This is a genomic window from Chryseolinea lacunae (genome assembly GCF_016735595.1).
GTDB lineage: Bacteria > Bacteroidota > Bacteroidia > Cytophagales > Cyclobacteriaceae > Chryseolinea > Chryseolinea lacunae.
On the sequence record NZ_JAERRB010000013.1, the window covers coordinates 50,548 to 76,368 of the forward strand.

Below are 25,821 nucleotides of genomic sequence, written 5' to 3' on the forward strand. Positions count from 1 at the left end.
GCTTTGTTGTATATCATAATTGCCCTCGGAAAAGTCAGACAAGCTCGCAAATACGGGGCGCGGAAACCAAAGACGAATTCCTGGATTTTGTGGAATTAATCATCAGCGATCTTTCTTACGTAAGCAAGGCCAGTACGAACTGGCCTCAACTAAGATCCGAAATACTAAAAATCTCAGCAGAGAAAATCCTCATTTCGGATGGCGTTCTCTCTTGAGTAAAATAAATTCACTGTTTTCTGAATAAACAAATAATGCCGAATAATGAAAGGTGCAATTCTTTCCGATGGCACTCATACACACATATTCTCCAATCACAACAACTGGGATACTCATGAAATACCGTAAAGTTTATAGTACTTGCCCCTTATAGCAACTGCGTCAGATCCGATTTGACTCGACCTTCTCACTTGTATCGGCCGTGATTAATGCGACAAGCGCGGATATATTCTACGTCGACATATCTAAAAGCCGCCATATCAACCAACAAGGCAGCCAGTTTCAATTCATTTTTTTGATCATTTGCATGACCAAAATATTACCTCATTCGTTAACTGCGCTTTCATCTATTTTGTCATATTTTGAGTGCAAAGCCTTCATATCACTACTGACCTTCAAATCGACTATTTTCGCATACTGCTGAGTTGCACGAATGGTTCGATGTCCTAACATTTTGCTTACTGTTTCGAGAGGCACTCCATTTGTTAATGTGACCGTCGTCGCAAATGTATGCCGCGCTAAGTGAAACGTAAGATTCTTATTAATATCACACCGGACCGCTATTTCCTTCAGGTACTCATTGGTCTTTTGGTTACTGGGAACCGGCAAGAGTTTCCCTTTATTCACGCAAACAATGTGTTGTTCATAGCGCGATATAATTTCAAGCGCAGGTGACAACAATGGGATACGTGTAGATGCATTCGTCTTTTGGCGCGATATGAATATCCACTTCCCGCCATCAATTCCCACGGTGATATCGCTGCGCGTAAGTGCTTTTACATCGCTGTAGGATAGACCCGTGAAACAACAAAACACGAAGACATCACGGATTTGAGTTAATCGCTCCGAGAGGAATATTTTAGCCCTAATTGCTGATAATTCATGTTCGGTTAGGAAGCCACGATTGGTCTCACGAACCTTGATTTTATAGTTCGCGAACGGATCTTTTTCAATCCAACTATTTGCTAAAGAAATACGAATTACGCGTCTTAGTTTTTTTATGATACTCATTGCAGTGTTATGCTGAACGTTGCGAACTGACTTTAAGAAAAACTCGAATTCGATGATGAATCGCGAAGACAAATCTTTGATCGGCAAGTCCTTTAGTCCATGCTTTGACAACAGAAAAGCCTTTATGGCTGCATAGGCTGCGTTGTATCTTCTCAGTGTACCTACTGCATATTCTCGTCCAACAAGTTCGTGAACCTGAGCTATTACGTATTCATATGCTTCGCAGATCGTTCTACTAGAGTCGGTGAAGCCATAAAGGACATTTTTTAGGCCTTGTGCAGTTATTTCCTCACCTCGATTAAGAAGATCTCGCTGTGCCTCATAGATTTGATTTCGAAGTGAATCAAGAAAACTGTTGAGTTGACGGGCCTCTGCAGTATTTCCTTTTGCCACCTGTTTTGTAACGTCCCATTTATCGGGGTCAATTTCGCGCTGTGATGCGCCCTCCATCCGCTGACTGTCTACTGTGACACGAAGGTAGATTGGAAGCGGCCCGGACGTATAGCCAGACCGTTTCTTCAAATAGAAGAGAATTTTAAGGGTTTTGTTCATACGATAACTGTTTAAATGGTTATAAATCTCCATTGTTGTTATCGGACGATCAAGATGTTTAGCAGTTGAACATCTTGATTTTCAACTACTTACAACCAATCGAGAGCAGTGCTCACCAGAAATTTCTTGGTCTCGATTTGCTCACCAGACTTTTGATAAAATATGAACAAATTGACACCTTCTGGAAAACAAAAAAGCCCGAAATCAGCGAGATTTCGAGCTTTTGAATGATTTGATTGATGTATTTGTGATCCGACAGGGACTCGAACCCCGAACCGTCAGCTTAGAAGGCTGATGCTCTATCCAGTTGAGCTATCGGACCTGGTTTTATGTTTTTCTTATTCGTGACTTCTGTACATGCCGAGGAGCATCTTCGAAATCTTTTCGTAGCGCTCGTAGAGGCCCTGGGCTTCGGCCAAGGGAAGGCTTCCCGTTTCGCCGAGGATTTGCAGGATGGTGACGCACTCGAACACCGCGCTGCGCGAGATGGTGATGTAGTGCTTTTTGTCGGCGTTGGTCATCCTTCCGGTGCCTTCGGCCAGGTTCAGCAGGATGTCCATGCTGGCCTTTTTCCATTGTTCCTTGATGTAGGGGTCGAGGTTGGCGTTAGAGTATATGATTTTCAAGGAATCGGTAACAACCCCTTTGGCAATCTGATACACTTCTAGCTTTTCGAAATCAAACATAAATCAATCAAAAATCACAACCACCGCCGGTCAAGCCCTACAAAATCGGAATGCGGAGAGGGGGGGATTCGAACCCCCGGTACAGAATAACCCGTACGACAGTTTAGCAAACTATTGGTTTCAGCCACTCACCCACCTCTCCAGTGTTGAATTCAGCCCCCTTTTCAAAAAGGAAGTGCAAATATAAAAGTTGCCCCGAAACAATCGCAACCCAGCCGAAAATAAGTTTCGAGACGGCTCGCAACGGCCTGGAGGCCTGGCGGTGCGTTGCACCCCATTCTGGCCATGCGGGAGGCATTCATTTTTCGAACCCGACGCGAAGCCAGGCCTCCGGCCGTGGCGTTTGATTCGCCACAAAAAGCTCATTATCACCCGAATCCAACATCCCAAAAGGGGCAATTCCCTCCACACTTTTTGTGTCCTTAATTCCCCATCTCACCCCATTGCCTCCCCACAGGGGCCGCTTTCCCCGCTCAATTTCTGGTAAGGTTTTTACACTACCGTGGCCAAGTGAAACCATATGAAAAACAAAAAAGTGCTGATCATTGACGATGAAGAGGACCTGGGCATCCTCATGAAGCATTTCTTCACACCAAAAAAATACGATGTCTACGTGGCGCACACCATCGCCGAAGGCATGCGGCTGCTGGAAGAGCAGAAGCCCGACTACATCTTCCTCGACAACAACCTGCCCGATGGCCTGGGCTGGGGCAAAACGGAGTTCATTCTGGTGAACTACCCGCAAACACAACTCAACCTCATCAGCGCCCTCGACGTGCCCAAAACGTCGGCGTCGGCTTTTCGCATTCTCGAGAAGCCCGTGTTGTGGGAAGAGCTCACCAAAATGTTCAGCTGAGGCACACCGTGATCTTCAGCGCCGTTACAAAATTTTTCTCTGCGCAAGCGGAGATTACTTTTTTATTATGACGAATCAAATCCTTAAACATGAAAGCGAAAGCAACTCTTGACGAAATTCTATCCCCCCTTCTGCAACGCTTTCAAAAAGATAACTTTGTGAGGCAAGACGTAAACGAAAAGCCTCCCCTCCGCTCCGAACTCTTCAGCACCGAACAAATGGAGCAACTGGCGCAACACCTCGCCGCCACCCACACGGTCAGCACCGAACAGGCACCCGAACTTTTGCTGAAACGCCTGGCTGAAAATGAAAGCATTCTCTTTCACGTCACCTCGCTCCTGCACGATTCGGTGCGCGAAAAAAAAGCCATCACGCCCGCCGGCGAATGGCTGCTCGACAACTTCTATTTAATTGAAGATCAAATACGCATAGGCAAACGCTATTTGCCCAAAGGCTATAGCAAAGGCCTGCCCCGCCTCAGCAACGGTCCGGCTGCAGGCTTTCCCAGAGTGTATGACATCGCCATCCAGATCATCTCGCACAGCGATGGCCGGGTGGATATCAACAGCCTCAGCAGTTTTATTGCTGCCTACCAGAAAGTGAATTTCCTCACGCTGGGCGAATTGTGGGCCATTCCCATCCTGCTGCGACTGGCGCTCTTGGAAAACCTTAGCCGCGTGGCCGCGCGCATTGCTGTTGACAGGGTGGACGCAGACCTCGCCACGGAATGGGGTGACCGTGTTATTCAAACCGCCGAAGAAAATCCCAAAGACCTTGTGATCACCATTGCCGACATGGCGCGTTCCAATCCGCCCATGGTGAGTGCGTTTGTGGCCGAGTTCACACGCAAGCTGCAATGGAAGGGCCTCGACCTAACCTTGCCCCTCACCTGGCTTGAACAACACCTCTCCGAAATTGCCACCACCATCAACCTGATGGTGCTGCAGGAGAATCAGAAACAGGCGGCCGACCAATTGTCGATGAGCAACAGCATTAACAGCCTGCGCTTCCTCGCCAAGATGGACTGGCGCGAGTTTGTGGAGACCATGAGCATTGTGGAGCAGACGTTGCTGAGCGATGTGGATGGTGTGTATCCAAAGATGGATTTCTATACGCGCGACAACTACCGGCACGCGGTCGAAAAAATTGCCAAGCGCAGCACGCTGTCGGAGTATGAAGTGGCCCGCACGGCCATTGACCTGGCCCGGAGCAGCGCAGCGTCTAATCCCTCCGACACGCGCAAGGCACACGTGGGCTACTATCTGGTGGGCCGTGGTGTGACGCAGACGGAGAAGGCGTCGAAGATGAAGTTGAATTCGTTTCAGGCGCTGGAAAGATTTTTATCGAAGAGCGCACGTGTGCTGTACTTCTCGGTGGCCCTGCTCATTGTGGCGGTGGTCAGCTATGCGTTCATTTCCAAAGCCTACGACGATGGCCTTCGCGACACGTTGCTGATTGTTATCGGCGTGCTGGCCACGCTGGGCGCAAGCCATCTGGCGCTGGCGCTGATCAACTGGTGGGCTACTGTGCTGGCGGCGCCCAAGCCTTTGCCCCGCATGGATTTTTCTACGGGCATTCCGCCGGAGAATCGCACGCTGGTGGTGGTGCCTACCATCATCGCCAACGTGAAGCAGGCGGCTGGTTTGGTGGAAGATCTGGAAGTGCGCTTCCTGGCCAACCGCGACAAGAATCTTATTTTTGGATTGCTGACCGATTTCAAGGATGCTCCCCAGGAAGTGATGCCCGACGACGCGGCGCTGATTGATTTTGTGGAGAAGAGCATCAACGCGCTCAATGTGAAATATGCGGCGAAGAATCCCGACGCGTTTTGCCTCTTTCACCGGCCCCGGGTCTGGAATGCGCGCGACAAGGTGTGGATGGGCTATGAACGCAAGCGCGGCAAACTGGGCGACCTCAACCAACTTCTGAAAGGCGAAGGCAAAGATCGCTTCTCGCACATTGTAGGTCACGAACGGTTCTTCACCAACGTGAAGTTTGTGATCACACTCGACACCGACACTCAACTGCCCCGCGACGCCGCATGGAAGCTTGTGGGCCTGATGGCGCACCCGCTCAACCAGGCGCGCTACAGCGAGAAGCTGAAGCGCGTGGTGGAAGGCTATGGCATCATTCAACCGCGCATTGCCGTGAGCCTGCACGGGGCCGTGCGCTCGCGCTACACGCGTATGCACGAAACCGACTCGGGCATCGATCCCTATACACGCGTCACGTCCGATCTTTATCAGGATGTGTTTGAAGAAGGATCGTTTATCGGGAAAGGGATTTATGACGTAGACGCTTTCGAGAAAGCCGTTGGCGCGCGTTTCCCGGAGAACCGGATTCTCAGTCACGATTTGCTGGAAGGTTCGTATGCACGCTGCGGGTTTGCCAGCGACGTGCAGTTCTACGAAGAATATCCTTCGCGCTACAGCATGGACGCCGCACGACGCCACCGCTGGACGCGTGGTGACTGGCAGATTGCCAACTGGTTCCTTCCGTTTGTGCCCGGTGCCAAAAAAAGATTCACTAAAAATTCCATCTCCGCCCTGTCGCGCTGGAAGATCTTCGACAATCTGCGGCGCAGCATTATTCCCATCGCGTTCATGGCCATCCTCGTGCTGGGCTGGACGCTGATGCCCGATCCCTGGTTCTGGACGCTCATCACCATTGGCATGGTGATGTTGCCGTCGTTGTTGCAATCTACGTGGAGTGGTCTGCGCAAGCCACCGGAGATCACCTATGGCCAGCACCTCAACAACTCCTTCCTGGCTACCTATAAAAATATGTTGCAGGCCCTGTTCACCCTGGTGTGCCTGCCCTTCGAAGCCTTTATGAGCCTCGACGCCATTGTGCGAACGCTGTGGCGCATCTACATCAGCCGGCGCAAGTTGCTGGAGTGGAATCCGTCGGGCTTTGTGCAAAAGAAAACGGAAAGTCCTGGCGATGCTTATATGATGATGTGGGTGTCTACGCTGTCGTCGTTTTTGATTTTTGCTTACCTGTGGCAATACAAACCCGAAGCCTTGTGGATCGCGTTTCCCTTTGTGCTGGTGTGGGCCGTGTCGCCTTCGCTGGTGTGGTGGCTCAGTCGACCCTTGCCTCCGCAGCGCTCGTCGATTAACGAAGACGAGAAGCTGTATCTGCGCGAGCTGGCCCGCAAAACGTGGGCGTTTTTCGAAAGCCTCGTCACCAAAGAAGATCATTGGCTTCCGCCGGATAATCTTCAGCAATATCCTATTCCCGTGGTGGCCCATCGCACGTCGCCCACCAACATCGGCTTGTCGCTGCTGGCCAACCTCACGGCGGTGGACTTTGGCTACAGCACCGTGTCCACTTTACTGGAACGCACCACCAACACCTTTGGCACGCTTGCCGTGATGGATCGCTATCTCGGCCACTTCTATAACTGGTATGACACGCAGACCCTGCACACCCTGAACCCGCGCTACATCTCCACGGTGGACAGTGGAAACTTTGCCGGTCACCTTCTCACCTTGCGTCAAGGCCTTCTGGCATTGCCTTCGTCAAAAATAATTTCCGTTCACGTGTGGGACGGCCTACACGACACACTGCGGCTGGCCGCCATTCAAAACAACAACAAACATGCAGGCCTCGCCGCACTGTGCGACGAGTTCAACAACGGTAACCCTATTGCCAACGTGGACGTGGTGACCGCCGCCACGCGGTGGGAAACCTTTGCGTCGCGCTTCCAGAACGTGCACGACGAACTGCGCGACCAAACCGACAGCGAGTTGCAATTCTGGCTATCGGCCTGCGCCGAACAACTGAAGCGTGTGGCCCAGGAGTTTGCCATGCTCACGCCATGGATCGTGCTGACGGCGCCCACCGAACGTTGCGCCGCCGTGCTTCCAAAAGAAATCCCTACGCTGCTCCAGGTGGCGTCGTGGCCCAAGATTCACAAAGAACATTTTGAAGCGCTGCGAATGGGCACCGACCTTGAACAGCGTTGGATAGAAAGCATAGAAAAACATTGCGCCACCGCCAGCGAACATGCGCGGGCGCGCATGGCCGTGATTCAGGATCTCGCCAACCAGGCGGAACAGTTTGCCGACATGGAATATGGCTTCCTCTACGACAAGTCGCAACGCCTGCTGGCCATCGGCTTCAACGTGGACGAGAATCATCGCGACGCGAGCTTCTACGACCTGCTGGCTTCCGAAGCACGCCTCGGTGTGTTTGTGGCCATTGCGCAAGGCAAGCTTCCCCAAGAAAGCTGGTTTGCCCTGGGCCGTCGCCTCACCACGGCCGACAACACTCCGGTGTTGTTGTCGTGGAGCGGTTCCATGTTCGAATACCTCATGCCCGTGCTGGTGATGCCCACCTACGAAAACACCTTGCTGGACGAAACCTGCAAAGGCACCGTGAAGAAACAGATTGAATACGGCCGCCAGCAACGGGTACCCTGGGGCATCTCCGAGTCGTGCTACAACATTGTTGACGCCAGCCTCACCTATCAATACCGCGCCTTTGGCGTGCCCGGGCTGGGCTTTAAACGCGGGCTTGGGTTGGACCTGGTCATTGCGCCTTATGCTACGGTGATGGCCTTGATGATCGATCCCAAGGCATCCTATAGCAACCTTCGCAGGTTGCAGGAAGAAGGCTTTGAAGGGAAGTTCGGCTTTTTCGAATCGATAGATTACACGCCGGCGCGATTGCCGCGCGGGCAATCGCGCGTGGTCATTCAAACGTTTATGGCCCACCATCAGGGCATGGGGCTGCTTTCGCTGGCCTACCTGCTGCTCGACCAGCCCATGCAAAAACGTTTCGAAGCCGACGCTCAGTTTCAAACCGCGCTTTTGCTGTTGCAGGAACAAGTGCCGAAAGCCATTGGCTACTATTCGGCTTCTACCGAAATGGAAGACATCACGCCCATTGCCCTGCATTCGCAGATCCGCGTGATCCACACACCGCATACGCCCACACCGGAAGTGCAGTTGTTGTCGAACGGGCGCTATCATGTGATGATGACCAACGCGGGGGGCGGCTACAGCCGCTGGAAAGAGATGGCCGTGACGCGCTGGCGCGAAGACACCACCACCGACACGTGGGGTGCTTTCTGCTACATCCGCGATTTGAATTCGGATGTGTTCTGGTCAAACACGCACCAGCCCACCGCGAAGGAGGCCGATCAATACACCGCCGTGTTCTCGCAAGGCCGTGTGGAATATCGCCGACGCGATGAGAATATTGAAACGTATACGGAAGTGATTGTGTCTCCCGAAGACGATATCGAAATCAGGAGGATTCACATCACCAACCGTTCGAAAGAATATCGCCGCCTGGAGTTTACCAGCTATGCCGAAGTGGTGCTGGCCATTCCGGTGGCCGATGCGGCGCATCCCACGTTCAGCAATCTTTTTGTGCAAACGGAAATTCTGTCGCAGCAACAAGCGTTGCTCTGCACACGTCGCCCGCGCTCGAAGGATGAACGTCCGCCGTTTATGTTCCACCTCATGAAGGTGAACACGCCGCAGGCCCACACCATTTCCTATGAAACCGACCGGCTCAAGTTTATTGGCCGTGGCCACACTGTGCGCCATCCGCATGTGATGGACAGCGACTCGCCGTTGTCGGGTTCGCAGGGTTCGGTGCTCGATCCTATCGTGGCCATCCAGTATCGTCTCAGCCTCCAGCCCGACGAGATCGTGACCATCGACATCATTACCGGCATTGCCGACACACGCGAGGCCAGCCAGAACCTCATTGACCGCTACCAGGATCTGCACCTTCGCGACCGCGCGTTCGAGTTGTCGTGGACGCATAGCCAGGTGGTGCTGCGTCAGATCAACGCTACGGAGGCCGAGGCCGAGCTGTATGGACGCCTGGCCAGCTCTGTCATCTACACCAACCCAGCCCTGCGCGCAGCGTCGGGTGTGTTGCTCAAGAATCAACGCGGACAGTCGGCGTTGTGGAGCTATTCCATCTCGGGCGATCTGCCCATTGTGTTGCTGCATGTGTCGGACAGTGCCAACATCACGCTGGTGAAACAACTCATTCAGGCGCAAGCCTACTGGCATTTGAAAGGTCTTGCTGCCGACCTTGTCATTCTCAATGAAGATCCGAGCGGCTACCGCCAGTTGTTGCAGGACCAGATTCAAGGGCTCATCGCGGCGGGTATTGGCACCAACACGTCCGACAAGCAGGGAAGAATATTTGTGCGGCCCGTCGACCAGGTGTCGACCGAAGATCGCATTCTGTTGCAGGCCGTGGCACGCGTCATCATTTCCGATAGCCGTGGCACGCTGGAAGACCAGATGAACAAGCGCACCACCTCGAAGCAGGTCATCCCCTACCTCACGCCAACCACGCTTCCGGCGCCGGTCACCAAAGCGAAGATGCCGGTTAACAATACGCTTCAGTTCTTTAATGGCCGTGGTGGATTCTCTGCCGATGGAAAAGAGTATGTGATCCATTCGGGTGTGAATCAAACCACGCCGCTGCCGTGGATCAATGTCATTGCCAATCCAAACTTCGGCACCATCATCACCGAGAACGGTCCGTCGTATACGTGGTCTGAAAATGCACACGGATTCCGTCTCACGCCATGGCACAACGATCCGGTGAGCGACGCCAGTGGCGAAGCCTATTACCTGCGCGACGAAGAGAACGGCGAGTTCTGGTCGCCCATGCCGGGGCCCGCACCGGGCATTGATGGCTACACCACACGTCATGGTTTTGGCTATAGCTCGTTCGACTATGCACACGACGGCATCGCCTCGGAGGCGTGTACGTTTGTGGCGAAGGAAGCGTCTGTCAAATTCATGGTCATCAAAATCAGGAACAACTCAGCCAAAGCCCGCAAGCTTTCGGTGACGGGCTATGCCGAGTGGGTGTTGGGCAACCTGCGCTCCAAGTCGGCGATGCACATTGTGTCGGAGTTGGAAACACGCACCGGCACGTTGCTCATCAAAAATTCCTACAACACCGAGTTTCCCAACCGCATGGCCTTCTTCGATGTGGACGAAGCGCACTATACGTTCACCACCGACCGCACAGAGTTTGTTGGCCGCAACGGCTCTCTGAAAAATCCAGACGGCATGCGCCGCGCAAAACTTTCGGGTCGCTATGGCGCGGGCACTGACCCTTGCACGGCGTTGCAGGTTCCGTTCGAACTGGAGCCGGGTGCTACACGCGAGGTGATCTTCACCATGGGTGCAGGCCGCGATCGTCACGAAGTGGAGCTTCTCATCCGCCAGTTCCGCGACAACGACGGTGCTGCTGCCGAATTGAAAAAAGTGAAAGCCTTCTGGAATCATACACTGGGCACCATTCAGATTGAAACACCCGACACGTCGTTGAACATTCTCACCAATGGCTGGCTGCAATATCAGGTGATGTCGTGTCGCTTGTGGGGACGCAGTGGTTTCTATCAATCGGGTGGCGCGTTTGGTTTCCGCGATCAGTTGCAGGATACGTTGGCGTTGCTTCATGCCGAACCCGAACTCACCCGCGAGCAGATTCTGTTGGCCGCGTCGCGACAATTCCAGGAAGGCGATGCACAACACTGGTGGCATCCGCCCGTGGGCCGCGGCGTGCGCACGCTTTGCTCCGACGATTTTCTCTGGCTCCCCTATGTCACCAGTCGGTATGTGGCCACAACCGGCGACGCGTCTGTGTTGACCGAAACGACGACGTTTCTCGAAGGGCGACCGTTGAATGCACAGGAAGAATCGTACTACGATCTTCCGCTTGTGTCTGAACGGCGCGGCAGCATCTATGAGCACGGCAAGCGCGCCATACAACGCGCGTTGCACTATGGCAAGCACGGGCTTCCGTTCATTGGCTCGGGCGATTGGAACGACGGCATGAACATGGTGGGCATTCACGGCAAAGGCGAAAGCGTTTGGCTCGCGTTTTTCCTCTATGATGTGCTGAACCGTTTCATTCCGCTGGCCGAGTCGCAGAGTGATCTGGCCTTTGTTGATGTTTGCAAACAAAACGCATCGTTGCTGAAACAGAACATTAATAAAAATGCCTGGGATGGACAGTGGTATCGCCGCGCCTATTTCGACGACGGCACTCCCCTGGGCTCTTCCGATAATGACGAATGCCGTATTGATTCTATCGCGCAAAGCTGGTCCATTCTCTCGGGTGCCGGTGATCCTGAACGCGTGCAACTGGCCATGAAGTCGGTCGATCAATTCCTCATCAACAAAGACAAGAAACTGATTCAATTGCTGGAACCTCCGTTCGACAAGAGTGAAATGGATCCGGGCTATATTAAGGGGTATGTTCCCGGTGTGCGCGAGAATGGCGGGCAGTATACACATGCTGCCATCTGGATGGTGATGGCCTTCGCAAAGCTTGGCGATCGCCACCACACGTGGGAGTTGTTGAATATGATAAACCCCATTCAACACGGCAAGTCCGAAGCTGATGTGGCTGTCTACAAAGTGGAGCCGTATGTGATGGCGGCCGATGTCTATGGCGTTTATCCTCACACGGGACGCGGTGGCTGGACGTGGTATACCGGCTCGGCAGGGTGGATGTATCAACTGATTCTGGAATCGTTCCTGGGGTTGAAACGCGAGGGCGACAAACTCTCGGTGCTGCCGTGTGTTCCCGACAGCTGGCCTTCGTTCAACCTGCGCTATCGCTATCTGGAAACCGACTATCACATCACCGTGCAACACGATCCTTTCGAAAACACCGCGGAAGTTGACGGCGTGATGCAGCCTTCCAACGTTGTGCTGCTGAAAGACGACAAGGTGCGCCACGAAGTGATTCTGAAATGGACACGCGTTGTGTCACGCACGCCCGAAACACTGGAACTGAAACAATAAGGTATGCTTCATACAAAAGAGGCCGGCGCGATTGTTATCGACGCCGGTCTCTTTTTGTTTTAACAGCCTTCGCTCACCCTAACCCCACGTGCCAAACTTGCCTTCGCGATAGTCGCTATAGGCTTCGGCAATCTCTTCGGCGGTGTTCATCACAAAGGGGCCCTGCGCCACAATGGTTTCGTGCAGCGGTGCGCCATGGCCGAAGAGCAGTGTGCTGTCGTCGGTGGCTTCAATGGCCAGTTGATCGTCGCCTTCCTGTCCGAACTCCACCAGCTGATGGGTTTCTGCGGTTGCTTCGTTCACCTTCAGGCTGCCACGGATCACATAAAACAAAATGTTTTCGTCAGCGGGCACTGTTGTGTTCAGCTTCCCTCCTGCCTTGAAATAGACGGTGCTCAACGCAATGCCGGTCAGTGAGGTGAATGCTCCGGTGTTGCCTTGCCAGTTGCCGGAGATCATGTTCAGGGTCACGTTGCCGTTGTCTAACGCAACGGAGGGGATATTGTCCTTTTGAAGACCCGTATATTTTGGTGCGGTCATCTTCAGGCGACCGGGGAGGTTTAGCCACAGTTGCAGTATCTCCAGCGGGCCGCCTTCGCTTCTGAAACGATCGGAAGAAGTTTCTGCGTGAATGAGGCCGCTGCCGGCCGTCATCCATTGCACGCCGCCGCTTTCAATAACACTTTCGTGACCGCCCGAGTCGCGGTGCATGATGTCGCCTTCCAGAATAAACGTGACGGTTTCCATGCCGCGGTGCGGGTGTGGCCCAAAGGGCAGGCCATGGTTGTGTTTTGAATAGACCTGGTGGCCGTGGTGGTTAAGTAACAGAAACGGATCGATATGCTCCAGGCTTCCTGCAGGCATGGCCGTGTAGGTGACCAGGTCGGCGATGGGTTGATAGTGCGCCGTGTGAATTCTTGTGATGCTTTTCATGAGGGTTTTGGGGTTATGCGCTGTTAACGCTTTTTCATTTTATCGAGCCAGTGATTGGCTTCCTTTTGCAGGTCAATCTTTCCGGCGGCAATGTCTTGCGAGAGGCGTGCATTCATGTCGCCTTGCGAGGTGAGGTGATATTGTCCGCATTCGTCGCATTTGTAAACGGCCACCGGTCCCTGCTGCCCGCGATAGTGAAAGCGCGCCCGCGCGTCGATGAGGGCATCTTCGGCCAGGGTCTGTGTGGCATACATTTTTTTATGGGTAATACACTTTTTCATGGCAAAGAAAATGAGTATAAGGCGGCCCGTGGCAGACACCGAAAACTGTGTGCCTACGCTTGTCAAATTCAAATTTCGGCTATCAAAATGAATATCTCGTGCTAAATTGCGGCCTAAATTCAAATACCATGAAGATCGCAGAAATTCATACTAAAAAAGGCGTCATGAAGATTAAGTTCTTCGAGAAAGATGCCCCCAACACCGTGAAGAATTTCATCACCCTGGCGGAAAAAGGATTTTACGACGGCCTCACCTTCCACCGGGTCATCCCCAACTTTGTTATCCAGGGCGGATGCCCCAACGGCATTGGCAACGGCGGCCCCGGCTACCATATCAATTGCGAGCTCACGGGCGATAACCAATACCACGATCGCGGTGTTTTATCTATGGCGCATGCCGGACGCAACACGGGTGGTTCGCAGTTCTTTATTTGCCACAGCCGCGACAACACCAAACATCTGGACCGTAACCACACCGTGTTCGGCAAGGTGTATGAAGGTCTCGACGTGATTGATGCTGTGCGCCAGGGCGACGTGATGGAGAAGGTTGTGATTCTGGACGAGGCATAGACCTATCCATAATCACTGACCAATCTGAACCTGTTTATTGCGCCACCTCAAGGTGTATACTCAACGCCCCAAGGTGAGGACTGTTTGAACAGGCGTATTATTAGCCGGGTGGTAGAAAAATGGCTTTGGGTCACCTATATCCATTTTGATTTATTTCCGTTACACTCCTAGATTTGAGGAACAGAAATTGCATGAATTTGAACTTAAATAAACTTTACAAACAAATGAAAAAAGTAGTCTTTTTAGTTTTGGCTGGAATGTTGTCCGCAGGTGCTCTCCAGGCACAAAGTGGTAAGGCGTTCTATAACTCTCCTTACAAGTCAAGAAACAGTGGATCTTACTCCAAGTCGACTGGCATTCTATCTTTCGGTCTGGGTTTCCCCAACAAACCAGTTGGCTATTGGAACGGCTATGGCAGCCACTCTTCACTCCCTGTGCTCTACGCAAAATACGAACACGGCATCATGGATGAAGTGGGCATCGGTGGCGAGCTGGGCATCACAGGTGGTTCTTACAAGTACAACGGTAATGCCGAGAAAGCAAAAATCACTGCGTTCCATATGGCGGTGATGGGCTACTATCACTTCAACAAACTCATTCCGGTGAAACAACTCGACGTGTATGCAGGCGCAGGCTTGGCCCTCCGCAATCGTGCCGTGAGCAACGCCGGTTTTGGCGACGACACTGCAACAGAAGTGAACGTTGCTGTGAAAGTGGGTGCACGCTACTACTTCACTGACTCCTTTGGCGCATACCTCGAAACGGGCTATGACAACATGAGCGACGTGAACCTGGGCGTTTCGTTCCGCTTCTAACAAAGCCTCTTACGAAATAGAAAAGGGCCGCTTGAAAATTCAAGCGGCCCTTTTTCTTGTAAAGCGTTTTCGGGACAAGAACCCGAAACAATGCCTTAGCGTGATATATAACTTTCCAGGTGTTCGATGATGTTCTTCTGTTCTTCAATGACAAACTTCACCACGTCGCCAATGGAGATCATGCCCACCAGCACGCCGTCTTCTTCCACGGGCAAGTGCCGGATGTGTTTGGCTGTCATCAGTCCCATGCACTCTTCAATACTGTTTTCGGGAGTCACCGTGAAGGGCTTGTGCGTCATCAACTCTTTGATGGGTGTGTCTTTGGAGGACTTCCCTTTCAGGATGAGCTTGCGCGCATAGTCGCGTTCTGTGAAGATACCGACGAGCTTTCCGTGCTCGACGATCATGAGGCCACCGATGTTCTTTGCACACATCAGTTCAATGGCACTATACACCATTGTGTCGGGGTCAACGGAAAATACGTTCCGTCCTTTACCTTGCAAAATGTCATTTACTTTTCCCATAGGCTGTTTAAATTCAATCGATTGAATATAACTTTTTTGAAAAAGAAAAGCAAAACAACACGCTCTTTCAGAAGGTGTTAGAACATGCAAAGCACCCCGTGGCTATGGCCCGGAGGTGGATTTGTGCGCACACAAAAGGGTTTAGAGTCTCAGCAGGCCGATCACGTGGTCGGGAAATATTCCCAGCGCCAGGATGGCCGCCACCAATAACACCAGCAGCACCGTGGAATATTTGTCGGGACGGGGTCCCTCCTTTTCCGCGCGATACATGGCGATGAGCACTTTGAAATAGTAGTAGATACCAATGAGCGAGGTGAGCACACCCAGAATGACGAAGGGCAGATAGCCATGCTGCAAGGCCTGTGCAAAGACCAGGTATTTTCCAAAGAAGCCGGCCAACGGCGGAATGCCCGCCAGCGAAAGGATGGCAATGGTCATGACCACCGCCAGGAAAGGATTTCTGTGATAGAGCCCGTTGAAGGCGTCCACGCCCGTGCTACCCGACGACAACTCCACGGCCTGCAACACCGCGAAGGCCGCGATAGAGGCCACGGAATAGGATGCCATGTAGTAGAACAACACGCCCGAAGCTGCACTGCCCGACGACATGATGGCCAACAATATGTAGCCCACGTGCGCTACGCTGGAGTAGGCCAGTATTCTTTTCACACTGCCCTGATACACCGCCGTTACGTTTGCCACCACCAGCGTGAGCACAATGATGACCTGAAGCACGATGTGATAGGATGCTTCGACCGATGCAAAGCACGATGCAAACATCCGGAAGAACGCCGCCAACGCTGCCGTCTTCACCACGGTCGACATGAAGGCCGTTACGGGTGTGGGCGATCCTTCATATACATCAGGAGCCCAGAAGTGAAAAGGAACCGCAGAGATCTTGAATGTCATGCCTACAAAAATCAACAACACACCGGCGTGGAAAAAGCGCGGGAGGCTGTCGGCATGCGACGCCACGTGCGCCGATATTTTGGTGATGTCGAACGAACCGGTTGCGCCATACACCAGGGCAATGCCCATCAGCAGGAAGCCCGTGGCGAACGATCCCATGAGGAAATACTTGAAAGCCGCCTCATTCGAAAGCAGGCTGGCTTTATTGCTGCCAGCCAGCACATAAAGCGATATCGACAAAATCTCGATGCCCAGAAACAGCATGGCCATGTTGTTGAACGACACCATGATGATGCCCCCGGCCAATGCAAACACCACCAACGCCAAACGATCGGATTGGTGCGGGTGATTTTCGAAGAAGTCGCGGGTCATCCAATACCAACCGAGCGTGACCAGACACAACAGACCGGTGAAGCCCAGTGCAAAATTGTCGAACACCACCATGTCGTGATAGAGCGACTGCGACGTGTTCCAGTCGAGCACCACCAGCACCACGGCGGCAGCAAGTGCCAGGATGACCAGCACGGTGAGCAACTTTTTAAAATTGGCGATCTCGGCGAGAAGCGATACGAAACCTAGACCACAAATGACCAGCAGTGCATTCATACTATTTTGCAGAAGCGGAAAATTCTTGAACAATCGATAAAAGATTCGTCACGGCCGATTCGGAAATCGACAGCAATGGATCGGGATATATGCCCATCACAATGATGATGACCACGATAGGGAACAACACCAGCTTTTCGCGACCACTCAGGTCCACGAAAGATTCGGTTGTGCTGTTGGTTTCACCCAACATGGCTTGTTGAAAGCTGCGCAACATATACACGGCGCCGAGAATGATCGTGAGACCACCTACCGCCCCGAGAATGGCGTTGTATTGGAAGATAGAGTTGATCAGCAAAAACTCGCCGACAAAGCCGCTGGTGAACGGCAAGGCCAACGTGCCCAGCATCACCACCGTGAACACTGCCGAAAACACCGGCGCCACATGGCGTATGCCACCCAACGCCGACAGCGTGCGCGTCTTCACGCGGGTTTCAATGATGTCGATGCCATAGAACAACCCAAACACGAGTATGCCGTGGCTCAACATCTGGATCAACGCACCCTGCACACCAATTTTGTTCAGTGTGAAGATACCTGCAGAGATCAGCCCCACGTGGGCAATGGATGAATAGGCAATGAGTCGTTTAAAATCTTTTTGAACGATGGCGATGCACGATCCATAGATGATGCCGATCACCGACAACACCACGGCCGTCATGCCCCACTCGTGCACACCGGCAGGCACCACCGGCACAAGCCAGCGGATCACGCCATACAAGCCCATCTTCAACATGATGCCCGACAACAGCATGGTGCCCTGCGAAGGCGCTACGCTATACGTATCGGGTTGCCACGTGTGAAACGGGAACACCGGCATCTTGATGGCAAAGGCAATGAACAAGCCCCAGAAAATGAAGCCTTGTTCGGCCAGCGGCAAGGCGCGACCGGCTTCATACAGCGCCTGAATTTCGAAGCTGTGCGATCCGGGTGTCTGGAAGTAGAGATAGATCAACGCCACCAGCATGAGCAAGCTGCCCGCCAGGGTGTAGATAAAAAATTTCAGTGTGATGCGGCCGCGGTCTTCGCCACCCCAGATCAAACAGATGAAGTAGATCGGAATGAGGGCAATTTCCCAGAACAGATAGAACAGAAATCCATCCATGGCGGTGAACACGCCGATGAGGGCCATCTGCATCATGAGCACCAAACCGTAGAAGGCCGAGCTGTACGAATGCTTTGTGGATGAAAGAATGATGAACGGAACCAACACCGTGGTGAGCAACACCAGCAACAAGCTGATGCCATCAAAACCAATGGCGAAGTTCACACCCAGGGAAGCGATCCACGGAACGTTGATAGCATACTCCACAGCAGCGCTCTTGTCGAACTGAAACACCAGCACCAGCGACGCCACCAATTCAATGAGGGATGCGACGAAGGCCACTACCCACGCTTGCTTGGGCTTGAACGCAAACAGCAGCAGCGATGCGAGTAAGGGCCAGGAAAGTAAAAACAATATCATCATAATTTTATCTCACTCAAAAAGACTACCGGATCACAAAAAAGGTCAACATCAGAATAATGCTGATGGCCATCACAAAGATGTAGAAGCCGATGCTTCCGTTTTGCAACAGGCGCATGCCCTGACTGGCTTTCACCACGGCACCACCAAATGCATTCACGAGGCCGTCAACACCGAGGCGTTCCACCACATCGTCAAACTTTTTCGAGAACCAGAAAAGCGGTTTCACCACAATGCCGTCGTAGAGCTCGTCGATATAATATTTGTGCAGCACCGTGTTGTGGAGTCCGCCAATAGCTTCTCCTTCTGCGGCAGGCACCTGATTTTTCTTTACATACATCACGTAGGCAATACCGATCATCACCAGCGTGAGCACGATCACTACACCCATCAAACCAAACTCTGTGGCGTGATCGAGGTGGTGATGTTCCAATATGGCTTTCGACGGCGCAAACACCGGCGACATAAATTCATTTAACCAGGCCGAACCTCCCAACACTTCGGGAATGTTCATGAACCCGCCAATCACCGACAACACGCCCAGCACCATCAACGGCACCGACATGCTCTTGGGCGATTCGTGTATGTGATGCATCACGTCGTGGCTCGCACGGGGCGCACCAAAGAACGTGAGGAAAAACAACCGGAACATATAGAACGATGTGAGCAACGACGCCACCAGCGCCACACCCCACGCCACAGGATTCTGTGCAAAAGCCTGCGCCAGAATTTCATCTTTCGAGAAGAAACCGGCAAACGGGGGAATACCCGAAATGGCCAGCACACCCGCGAGGAATGTGATGTAGGTGATGGGCAAATGTTTCTTTAACCCACCCATGTTGCGAATGTCCTGTTCGCCTTGCAACGCGTGAATCACGCTACCGGCCCCGAGGAACAACAGCGCCTTGAAGAACGCGTGCGTGGCCATGTGGAAGATGCCCGTTGAATAAGCACCCACACCCAACGCCACAAACATCAACCCCAGTTGGCTGACGGTGGAATAGGCCAGCACTTTCTTAATATCGTTTTGTGCAATGGCAATGGTTGCTGCAAACAGCGCCGTGGCCAGGCCCACAATCAACACCAGCTGCATCGCAGCAGGCGACAGCGAATAGAGCACGTTGTTGCGCGCCACCATATAGATACCGGCCGTCACCATGGTGGCGGCGTGGATGAGTGCCGACACGGGCGTAGGACCCGCCATGGCATCGGGCAACCATGTGTATAATGGGATCTGCGCGCTCTTTCCCATCGCGCCGATAAACAGCAACACGGTGATGAGCGTGATCATGGATGCGTCTACGGAAGCGGCTTTGGGAAACACGTCAACATAGTTGATGCTGCCGAAGTGAACAAAGATCAACACAACGCCCAGGATAAGCCCAAGGTCGCCAATGCGGTTCATGATGAAAGCTTTGTTGGCCGCTTTGTTATAGTCGTGGTTCTTGAACCAGAAGCCGATAAGCAGATACGAGCAAAGGCCCACGCCTTCCCAGCCCACAAACATGAGCAGGTAGTTGGAACCCATCACAAGCAACAGCATGAAGAACACAAACAGGTTCAGGTACGAGAAAAACTTGTTGAAGCCTGCATCGTCGTGCATGTAGCCGATGGAATACAGGTGAATGAGAAAGCCCACACCGGTGATGATGAGCAGCATGAAGCCCGACAACGGATCTACCAGGAAGCTGATGTCGGCCGAGAAGCCCGCCGTGTGAATCCAGTCGAACACCAGCACCGAAAAATAGCGGTGGTCTTCGGGCATGGAAATGAGTTGGGTGAACGCCACGATGGCGAATATGAAGGCGAGGAACACAACGCCACAGGCCACAAAAGAAGCCGCGCCGTGTCCCAGTCTGCGTCCGCTGAGGGCGATGATGAGAAAGCCCAGCAAGGGCAATACAGGAATAAGGGTTATCAGAGCATCCATCCCTACCATTTTAAGCGATTCAAAATATTAATATCGGTTGTGCGTGTGATGCGATACATCATGATGAGGATCGCGAGGCCCACCGCCACTTCGGCTGCGGCCACGGCCATGATGAAAAACACAAACACCTGTCCGGCGGCATCGTTCATATAGTTCGAAAACGCCACCATCACCAGGTTCACGGCATTCAACATCAGCTCGATGCACATAAAAACAATGATGGCATTCCTGCGGTATAAAACGCCCAGCACACCGATGGTGAACAGGGTCGCACTAAGCCAGAGGTAATAGTCTATAGGAATCATGTATGCTTTTTTTCGTATGTCAACTTTTGGTCAAATCATCCTTTGTTCAGGCGCTCGGGTTTTCCCAACATCACGGCGCCCACCATGGCGGCCAACAACAACACCGAGGTTATTTCGAAGGGGAGAAGATATTCGGTGAACAGGACCATGCCCAGGCTTTTCACATAGCCCACGGTGTGTTCGGTTGCCGCTGCGGGAAGTTGATCCGCGCCTTTGAACGCAGCCACCAGAATGAGCAACAGCAGCCCGCCGCAAATGGTAGCGGCAAACTTCAACACGGTGCTCTTGTGTGGCTCCGATTCCTGGTTCAGGTTCAGCAGCATTATCACATAGAGGAACAAGACCATGATCGCGCCGGCATACACAATGATGTGCACCACAAACAGAAACTCCGCGTTCATCAACAGATAGTGTCCGCCGATGGCGAAAAACGTGATGATGAGATACAATACACTGTGCATCGGGTTTTTCGAAAACACGACCAGCAGGGCGGAGAGTACGGCTACGAATGAGAGAAAGTAAAACAGGTTTAGCGTCGGCACTGCGAAATAGGTTATTTGTTATGACTGAATTGCTTTTGCGTTTTGAATTCAAGCACGGCGGCCGTCTGGCGCGGGGTCACATCCACGCGTGCATCAACAGGCTCCACCAATTTATCTTTACCGTAAATGAATTCGCCTCTGGCATAATCCGTCGTCACAATGCGATCGGTGAGGAAGATCGCCTCCTTTGGACATGCTTCTTCACACAAGCCGCAGAAGATGCAGCGCAGCATGTTGATTTCGTAGGTGGAGGCGTATTTCTCTTCACGATACAAATTCTCTTCGCCTTTCACACGCTCGGCGGCCGTCATGGTGATGGCTTCTGCCGGGCAGGCCACAGCACACAAGCCACAGGCTGTGCAGCGCTCCGCTCCTTTTTCGTCGCGTTTCAGGGTGTGTTGTCCGCGCCATATCTGGCTGATCTCGCGTTTCTTTTCAGGATAGCGCACCGTGGCGCTCTTCTTGAACAAATGTTTGATGGTGATGACTACACCTCCCAGAATGGCGGGCAAATAGATCCGCTCCAGGAAGCTCATCTCTTTCTTCACTACTACTTTCGAGCGATTGGTTAAGGCTTGCATGGGCTTATTTGCTGGTTAAAATCATCACTAGTCCCGTAATAAATATATTGATCACCGCCAGCGGTATCAGCGCTTTCCATCCGAGGTTCATCAACTGATCGTAGCGGAAACGTGGAATGGTCCAGCGAATCCACATGAAGAAGAATATGAAGAAGGTGATTTTTGCAAAGAAGAATACCGTACCCAGAATGGTGATGGTATTTTGATCCAACCCCAGGTCATTCATGAACGGGAAGTTGAAGCCGCCAAAATACAGGATCGAGATCACTGCCGACGAGATGAACATGTTCACATATTCGGCAAACAAATACAGCGCAAGCTTCATGCTGCTATACTCCGTGTGATAGCCCCCCACAAGTTCTGTCTCGCACTCGGGCAAGTCGAACGGGGTGCGGTTACATTCTGCAAAGGCACAGATCAGGAAGATGATGAAGCCCACAGGTTGATAGAGCACATTCCAAAAATTCCAGTCGCTTCCCACACCACCGGCTTGCAACAGGCTGATCTCGCGCAAACTCAACGTGCCGGTTGTAATCACCAACGCGATGATCGAAAGCCCCATGGCAATTTCATAGCTGATCATTTGTGCCGAGGCACGAATGGCGCCCAGCAACGAGAACTTATTGTTCGACGCCCAGCCACCAATCATGATGCCGTACACGCCAATGGACACTACGGCGAACACATACAAAATGCCGATGTTGAGTTCAGCGATCTGAAGTGTATACGACTCGCCATTGATCACCAGTGTATTTCCCCAGGGAATCACCACACCCGCCATCAATGCCGTGAGCATCGCAATGGATGGCCCCAGGATAAATAAAAATCTATTGGCAGAGTCCGGTATAATCTCCTCTTTCATCATGAACTTCAACCCATCGGCCAGCGGCTGAAACATGCCAAAGGGTCCCGCACGGTCCGGGCCAACACGGTCCTGCAAAAAGGCAGCGACCTTGCGCTCGGCATACGTGGAGTAGGCCGCCACAAACAAGGTGATCGCGAACACGGCCACCACCAAAATGGTCTTATAAATCAGGAAGGATGAAATCATGCCGTTAGCGAAGGATTAGGTTCGGGTAGTGTTTTTCCTTTTTCAAATTCAATCTGACGTTCAATCTCTTTCTTCATCGCCAGCAGGTCGGTGCGCTCGTAGTGATTCTGTGCAATCACCGAGTGACGGTCTATGTGGCGAGGGCCTTCCACCGTCCAGTCCGCCACGTTCTTGTGGTCGTAGCGGCATTCGTTGCAAATGTACTCTTTCACTTCGCCATATTGATCTTTGCGCGCAGAAACGCGCAGCACATCGTCGCCCTTCATCCACAACACCACTTTGCCCGAACACTTGGGGCAATCGCGGTGCGCATCTTGCGGGTTGGTGAACCACACACGGCTCTTGAAGCGGAAGGTCTTGTCGGTGAGCGCGCCCACGGGGCACACGTCAATCATGTTGCCCGAGAAGTCGTTGTCTACCGCTTTCTCGATGTAGGTGCTGATCTCCGATTTGTCGCCGCGGTTCATGATGCCGTGCACACGGCCGTCGGTGAGTTGGTCGGCCACATAGGTGCAGCGATAGCACAGAATGCAGCGCGTCATGTGCAGTTTTATCTTGTCGCCAATGTCGATTTTCTCGAACGTGCGGCGGTCTTCTTCATAGCGGGTTTTGGCTGCTCCGTGTTCGTAGGCCAGGTTCTGCAAATCGCATTCGCCGGCCTGGTCGCAGATGGGGCAATCCAGCGGGTGGTTCAGCAGCAAAAATTCTACAACGCCTTTGCGGGCTTCCAGCACTTCGGGCGAGGTGATGTTTTGCACCACCATGCCATCCATCACGGGCGTGCGGCACGAGGCCACCAGCTTGGGCATGGGGCGCGGATCTTTGGCCGAGCCCTGCGTCACCTTCACCAGGCACACGCGGCACTTTCCGCCACTGTCTTTCAAACTGGTGTAGTAACACATCGCGGGCGGCACGAGGTCGCCACCAATCTGTCGCGCTGCATTCAAAATTGTGGTGCCATCGGCTACCTCAACCTCCACACCGTCTATCGTTACTTTTGCCATGTCGCTCTTGCGTTATCGGTTCTTGCTTTTGATCTATTTTTGTTTTGTGTCGCTTCCCTATCAGGCTCCCACTGCCTCCAGTTTCTTTTCAGAAACAAAGGGCTCCACTTCAAAGTGTTTCGGGTTCTTCACTTTCTCGGGATACTTCACGTGATATTCAAATTCTTCGCGGAAGTGACGTATCGCACTGGCTACAGGCCAGGCTGCTGCGTCACCCAACGGGCAAATGGTGTTGCCTTCAATTTTCTTTGCCACGTCCACCAGCAGGTCAATGTCGCCGCTATGGCCATGACCGTGCTCGATGCGGTGCAACACTTTCTCCATCCAGCCGGTGCCTTCACGGCAAGGGCTGCACTGGCCGCACGATTCGTGATGATAGAAGCGGGCAAACGTCCACAGGTTGCGCACGATGCAGGCCGTTTCGTCATAGACAATAAAACCTCCCGAGCCCAACATGGTGCCGCTCACAAACCCGCCGTCGGCAAGTGACTCATAGGTCATGAGGCGTTGTTCGCCTTTGGCTGTTTTCAGAATGAGGTCGGCAGGCAAAATGGGTACGGACGAACCTCCGGCCACAACGGCTTTCATCTTTCTTCCTTTCCAGATGCCACCACAATATTCGTCGCTGTAGATAAATTCTTCTACGGGCAAGCCCAGTTCAATTTCATAGATGCCGGGCTTGTTGATGTGGCCGCTAGCCGAAATCAATTTTGTTCCCGTGCTCTTGCCGATGCCTGTCTTTGCATATTCATCGCCACCCAGGTTCACAATGGGAACCACGGCCGCAATAGTCTCCACGTTGTTCACCACCGTGGGAGCGGCATACAAACCGGCCACCGCAGGGAACGGAGGCTTCAACCGCGGATTGCCACGCTTGCCTTCGAGCGATTCGAGCAACGCGGTTTCTTCGCCACAGATATAGGCGCCGGCGCCGGGGTGCACATAGAGGTCGAGCGAATAGCCTGTGCCTAAAATATTTTGTCCAAGAAATCCGGCGGCATAGGCTTCGTCAATGGCCTTCTCCAGAATGCGTACAATGTACATGTACTCGCCGCGGATATAGATGTACGAGGTCTTTGCGCCAAGGGCATAGCTGCCTGTGATCATGCCTTCCACCAACAGGTGAGGCATCTTCTCCATCAGGTAACGGTCTTTGAAAGTGCCCGGCTCGCTTTCGTCGGCGTTGCACACCAGGTAGCGTGGCTTCTCCGATTTGCGATCCAAAAAGCTCCACTTCATGCCGGCCGGAAAACCAGCACCTCCCCGTCCACGCAATCCCGACTTCTTCACCTCTTCCGTCACCTCGTCGGGCGTCATCGTCTTCAGTGCTTTTTCCACCGAAGCATAGCCGCCGTTTTTGCGATAGACCTCAAACGTTTCTATCCCAGGGACGTTGATGTTTTCCGTTAATAACTTCTTGCCCATTGGTTTTGGTTTCCGTTGATCTTTTATGTTCTGTTTATTCGCTTCTCTCCATGAGATCGGCAAATGTCAATTCAATTTTTTGGCGGCCTCCGCCAGCTGGCGGATCGGGCTTTCCATTGCAAGTCCGGCCACCACACACGCCCATCGCATTCGGGCTTTCCATTTCAATCCCTGGCCGGATCGCGAGTTTCGTTTTTTGGTTTGCGTAAGGCTTTCACCACGCCGAAACAAATTCAAACTCACTTCATGTACGTGCTGCGCACATTGGCCGAGCGCAGGTCTTCTACCAGCGCGTCCACTTTGTCGGTGGTCAGGTTCTCGTGATACTTTGCACCACACTGCAACATCGGTGCTGTGCCACACGAGCCCAAACATTCCACCGTTTTCAGGGTGAACATGCCGTCGGCGGTGGTCTCCCCTACTTTGATGTTCAGTTTGTTTTCCAGATGGGCCACAATGTCGTCGGAGCCGCGCAACCAGCACGGACCGGTCTGACACACCTCAATGAGGCACGTGCCCACAGGCTCCAGGTTATACATGGAATAGAACGACGCCACTTCATATACTTCCACAGGCTTGATGCTCAGCAGCGAGGCCACATAGTCCATCACCGGGGGGCTCAGCCATCCGTTAAACTCCGCCTGCGCCACGTGCAACACGGGCAGCAACGCCGACTTTTGTCTTCCTTCAGGATAACGCTTGATGATTCTGTTCACCAACGCGAGTGACTGTTCAGAAAATTTTATCTCTTCCATC

The 25,821-nt window shown here is 52.7% G+C and carries 19 protein-coding genes and 2 tRNA genes; 4 read left to right on the forward strand and 17 right to left on the reverse strand.

Annotated features, from left to right (window positions below):
• Window positions 1–540: 540 nt before the first annotated feature.
• The 4 genes from JI741_RS26775 to JI741_RS26790 all read right to left on the reverse strand — a co-directional run bounded on the left by JI741_RS26775 (window position 541) and on the right by JI741_RS26790 (window position 2,607).
• Complete coding sequence (locus JI741_RS26775; protein WP_202014853.1) at window positions 541–1,779, reverse strand: site-specific integrase; 1,239 nt, start codon at window positions 1,777–1,779, stop codon at window positions 541–543.
• A gap of 248 nt (window positions 1,780–2,027) precedes the next feature.
• Window positions 2,028–2,101 (reverse strand) — tRNA-Arg (locus JI741_RS26780).
• Between the two features lie 16 nt (window positions 2,102–2,117).
• Complete coding sequence (locus JI741_RS26785; RefSeq protein WP_202014855.1) at window positions 2,118–2,465, reverse strand: four helix bundle protein; 348 nt, start codon at window positions 2,463–2,465, stop codon at window positions 2,118–2,120.
• A 53-nt stretch (window positions 2,466–2,518) separates the two neighbouring features.
• A tRNA-Ser gene (locus JI741_RS26790) sits at window positions 2,519–2,607 on the reverse strand.
• A gap of 378 nt (window positions 2,608–2,985) precedes the next feature.
• On the opposite strand from JI741_RS26790, the gene JI741_RS26795 reads away from it, so the two are divergent.
• Together JI741_RS26795 and JI741_RS26800 are read left to right on the forward strand one after the other, a co-directional pair.
• Window positions 2,986–3,321, forward strand: coding sequence for a response regulator (locus JI741_RS26795; protein WP_202014857.1), 336 nt, complete (start codon window positions 2,986–2,988; stop codon window positions 3,319–3,321).
• Window positions 3,322–3,410: 89 nt separating this feature from the next.
• Window positions 3,411–12,125 carry a GH36-type glycosyl hydrolase domain-containing protein gene (locus tag JI741_RS26800; protein ID WP_202014859.1) on the forward strand — a complete coding sequence of 2,905 codons (8,715 nt, stop codon included), beginning with the start codon at window positions 3,411–3,413 and terminating at the stop codon, window positions 12,123–12,125.
• Between the two features lie 78 nt (window positions 12,126–12,203).
• Here JI741_RS26800 and JI741_RS26805 read toward each other — a convergent pair whose 3' ends face one another.
• Together JI741_RS26805 and JI741_RS26810 are read right to left on the reverse strand one after the other, a co-directional pair.
• Window positions 12,204–13,058, reverse strand: a complete 855-nt coding sequence (locus JI741_RS26805) for a pirin family protein (protein ID WP_202014860.1) — start codon at window positions 13,056–13,058, stop codon at window positions 12,204–12,206.
• A gap of 23 nt (window positions 13,059–13,081) precedes the next feature.
• On the reverse strand, window positions 13,082–13,339 hold the full coding sequence (locus JI741_RS26810) for a hypothetical protein (RefSeq protein WP_202014862.1): 258 nt from the start codon (window positions 13,337–13,339) through the stop codon (window positions 13,082–13,084).
• Window positions 13,340–13,467: 128 nt separating this feature from the next.
• On the opposite strand from JI741_RS26810, the gene JI741_RS26815 reads away from it, so the two are divergent.
• Window positions 13,468–13,908, forward strand: coding sequence for a peptidylprolyl isomerase (locus JI741_RS26815; protein ID WP_202014864.1), 441 nt, complete (start codon window positions 13,468–13,470; stop codon window positions 13,906–13,908).
• Window positions 13,909–14,132: 224 nt separating this feature from the next.
• Window positions 14,133–14,723 carry an outer membrane beta-barrel protein gene (locus JI741_RS26820; protein WP_202014866.1) on the forward strand — a complete coding sequence of 197 codons (591 nt, stop codon included), beginning with the start codon at window positions 14,133–14,135 and terminating at the stop codon, window positions 14,721–14,723.
• A gap of 95 nt (window positions 14,724–14,818) precedes the next feature.
• Here the strand turns inward: JI741_RS26820 and JI741_RS26825 are convergent, their stop codons facing one another.
• The 11 genes from JI741_RS26825 to JI741_RS26875 form a co-directional block, all read right to left on the reverse strand.
• Window positions 14,819–15,247, reverse strand: a complete 429-nt coding sequence (locus JI741_RS26825) for a CBS domain-containing protein (protein ID WP_202014868.1) — start codon at window positions 15,245–15,247, stop codon at window positions 14,819–14,821.
• Between the two features lie 141 nt (window positions 15,248–15,388).
• The gene (locus JI741_RS26830) at window positions 15,389–16,762 is read right to left on the reverse strand and encodes an NADH-quinone oxidoreductase subunit N (protein WP_202014870.1); all 1,374 of its coding nucleotides are present in this window, start codon (window positions 16,760–16,762) and stop codon (window positions 15,389–15,391) included.
• Between the two features lies 1 nt (window position 16,763).
• A complete protein-coding gene (locus tag JI741_RS26835; protein WP_202014872.1) occupies window positions 16,764–18,230 on the reverse strand; it encodes a complex I subunit 4 family protein in 1,467 nt (488 codons plus the stop codon).
• A gap of 22 nt (window positions 18,231–18,252) precedes the next feature.
• A complete protein-coding gene (nuoL, locus tag JI741_RS26840) occupies window positions 18,253–20,157 on the reverse strand; it encodes an NADH-quinone oxidoreductase subunit L (protein WP_202014874.1) in 1,905 nt (634 codons plus the stop codon).
• A 2-nt stretch (window positions 20,158–20,159) separates the two neighbouring features.
• A complete protein-coding gene (nuoK, locus tag JI741_RS26845; protein ID WP_236676293.1) occupies window positions 20,160–20,462 on the reverse strand; it encodes an NADH-quinone oxidoreductase subunit NuoK in 303 nt (100 codons plus the stop codon).
• Between the two features lie 35 nt (window positions 20,463–20,497).
• Window positions 20,498–21,004, reverse strand: a complete 507-nt coding sequence (locus JI741_RS26850; protein WP_369411871.1) for an NADH-quinone oxidoreductase subunit J family protein — start codon at window positions 21,002–21,004, stop codon at window positions 20,498–20,500.
• An 11-nt stretch (window positions 21,005–21,015) separates the two neighbouring features.
• The gene (locus JI741_RS26855) at window positions 21,016–21,585 is read right to left on the reverse strand and encodes a NuoI/complex I 23 kDa subunit family protein (RefSeq protein ID WP_236676294.1); all 570 of its coding nucleotides are present in this window, start codon (window positions 21,583–21,585) and stop codon (window positions 21,016–21,018) included.
• 4 nt (window positions 21,586–21,589) lie between these two features.
• The gene (gene nuoH / locus JI741_RS26860) at window positions 21,590–22,636 is read right to left on the reverse strand and encodes an NADH-quinone oxidoreductase subunit NuoH (RefSeq protein WP_202014878.1); all 1,047 of its coding nucleotides are present in this window, start codon (window positions 22,634–22,636) and stop codon (window positions 21,590–21,592) included.
• Window positions 22,633–23,640 (reverse strand): NADH-quinone oxidoreductase subunit G, encoded by a 1,008-nt coding sequence (locus JI741_RS26865; RefSeq protein WP_202014880.1) that lies wholly within the window; start codon window positions 23,638–23,640, stop codon window positions 22,633–22,635. Before JI741_RS26865 ends, nuoH begins: the two co-directional genes overlap by 4 nt.
• 60 nt (window positions 23,641–23,700) lie before the next feature.
• The gene (nuoF, locus tag JI741_RS26870; RefSeq protein ID WP_202014882.1) at window positions 23,701–25,065 is read right to left on the reverse strand and encodes an NADH-quinone oxidoreductase subunit NuoF; all 1,365 of its coding nucleotides are present in this window, start codon (window positions 25,063–25,065) and stop codon (window positions 23,701–23,703) included.
• A gap of 239 nt (window positions 25,066–25,304) precedes the next feature.
• On the reverse strand, window positions 25,305–25,820 hold the full coding sequence (locus JI741_RS26875) for an NADH-quinone oxidoreductase subunit NuoE family protein (RefSeq protein ID WP_202014884.1): 516 nt from the start codon (window positions 25,818–25,820) through the stop codon (window positions 25,305–25,307).
• Window position 25,821: the final 1 nt, after the last annotated feature.

Excerpts from the sequence above, each read along its gene's own strand:
- JI741_RS26775 (WP_202014853.1), bottom strand. The coding sequence starts at position 1,779 with ATGAACAAAACCCTTAAAATTCTCTTCTATTTGAAGAAACGGTCTGGC.
- JI741_RS26785 (WP_202014855.1), bottom strand. The coding sequence starts at position 2,465 with ATGTTTGATTTCGAAAAGCTAGAAGTGTATCAGATTGCCAAAGGGGTT.
- JI741_RS26795 (WP_202014857.1), top strand. The coding sequence starts at position 2,986 with ATGAAAAACAAAAAAGTGCTGATCATTGACGATGAAGAGGACCTGGGC.
- JI741_RS26800 (WP_202014859.1), top strand. The coding sequence starts at position 3,411 with ATGAAAGCGAAAGCAACTCTTGACGAAATTCTATCCCCCCTTCTGCAA.
- JI741_RS26805 (WP_202014860.1), bottom strand. The coding sequence starts at position 13,058 with ATGAAAAGCATCACAAGAATTCACACGGCGCACTATCAACCCATCGCC.
- JI741_RS26810 (WP_202014862.1), bottom strand. The coding sequence starts at position 13,339 with ATGAAAAAGTGTATTACCCATAAAAAAATGTATGCCACACAGACCCTG.
- JI741_RS26815 (WP_202014864.1), top strand. The coding sequence starts at position 13,468 with ATGAAGATCGCAGAAATTCATACTAAAAAAGGCGTCATGAAGATTAAG.
- JI741_RS26820 (WP_202014866.1), top strand. The coding sequence starts at position 14,133 with ATGAAAAAAGTAGTCTTTTTAGTTTTGGCTGGAATGTTGTCCGCAGGT.
- JI741_RS26825 (WP_202014868.1), bottom strand. The coding sequence starts at position 15,247 with ATGGGAAAAGTAAATGACATTTTGCAAGGTAAAGGACGGAACGTATTT.
- JI741_RS26830 (WP_202014870.1), bottom strand. The coding sequence starts at position 16,762 with ATGAATGCACTGCTGGTCATTTGTGGTCTAGGTTTCGTATCGCTTCTC.
- JI741_RS26835 (WP_202014872.1), bottom strand. The coding sequence starts at position 18,230 with ATGATGATATTGTTTTTACTTTCCTGGCCCTTACTCGCATCGCTGCTG.
- nuoL (WP_202014874.1), bottom strand. The coding sequence starts at position 20,157 with ATGGATGCTCTGATAACCCTTATTCCTGTATTGCCCTTGCTGGGCTTT.
- nuoK (WP_236676293.1), bottom strand. The coding sequence starts at position 20,462 with ATGATTCCTATAGACTATTACCTCTGGCTTAGTGCGACCCTGTTCACC.
- JI741_RS26855 (WP_236676294.1), bottom strand. The coding sequence starts at position 21,585 with ATGCAAGCCTTAACCAATCGCTCGAAAGTAGTAGTGAAGAAAGAGATG.
- nuoH (WP_202014878.1), bottom strand. The coding sequence starts at position 22,636 with ATGATTTCATCCTTCCTGATTTATAAGACCATTTTGGTGGTGGCCGTG.
- JI741_RS26865 (WP_202014880.1), bottom strand. The coding sequence starts at position 23,640 with ATGGCAAAAGTAACGATAGACGGTGTGGAGGTTGAGGTAGCCGATGGC.
- nuoF (WP_202014882.1), bottom strand. The coding sequence starts at position 25,065 with ATGGGCAAGAAGTTATTAACGGAAAACATCAACGTCCCTGGGATAGAA.
- JI741_RS26875 (WP_202014884.1), bottom strand. The coding sequence starts at position 25,820 with ATGGAAGAGATAAAATTTTCTGAACAGTCACTCGCGTTGGTGAACAGA.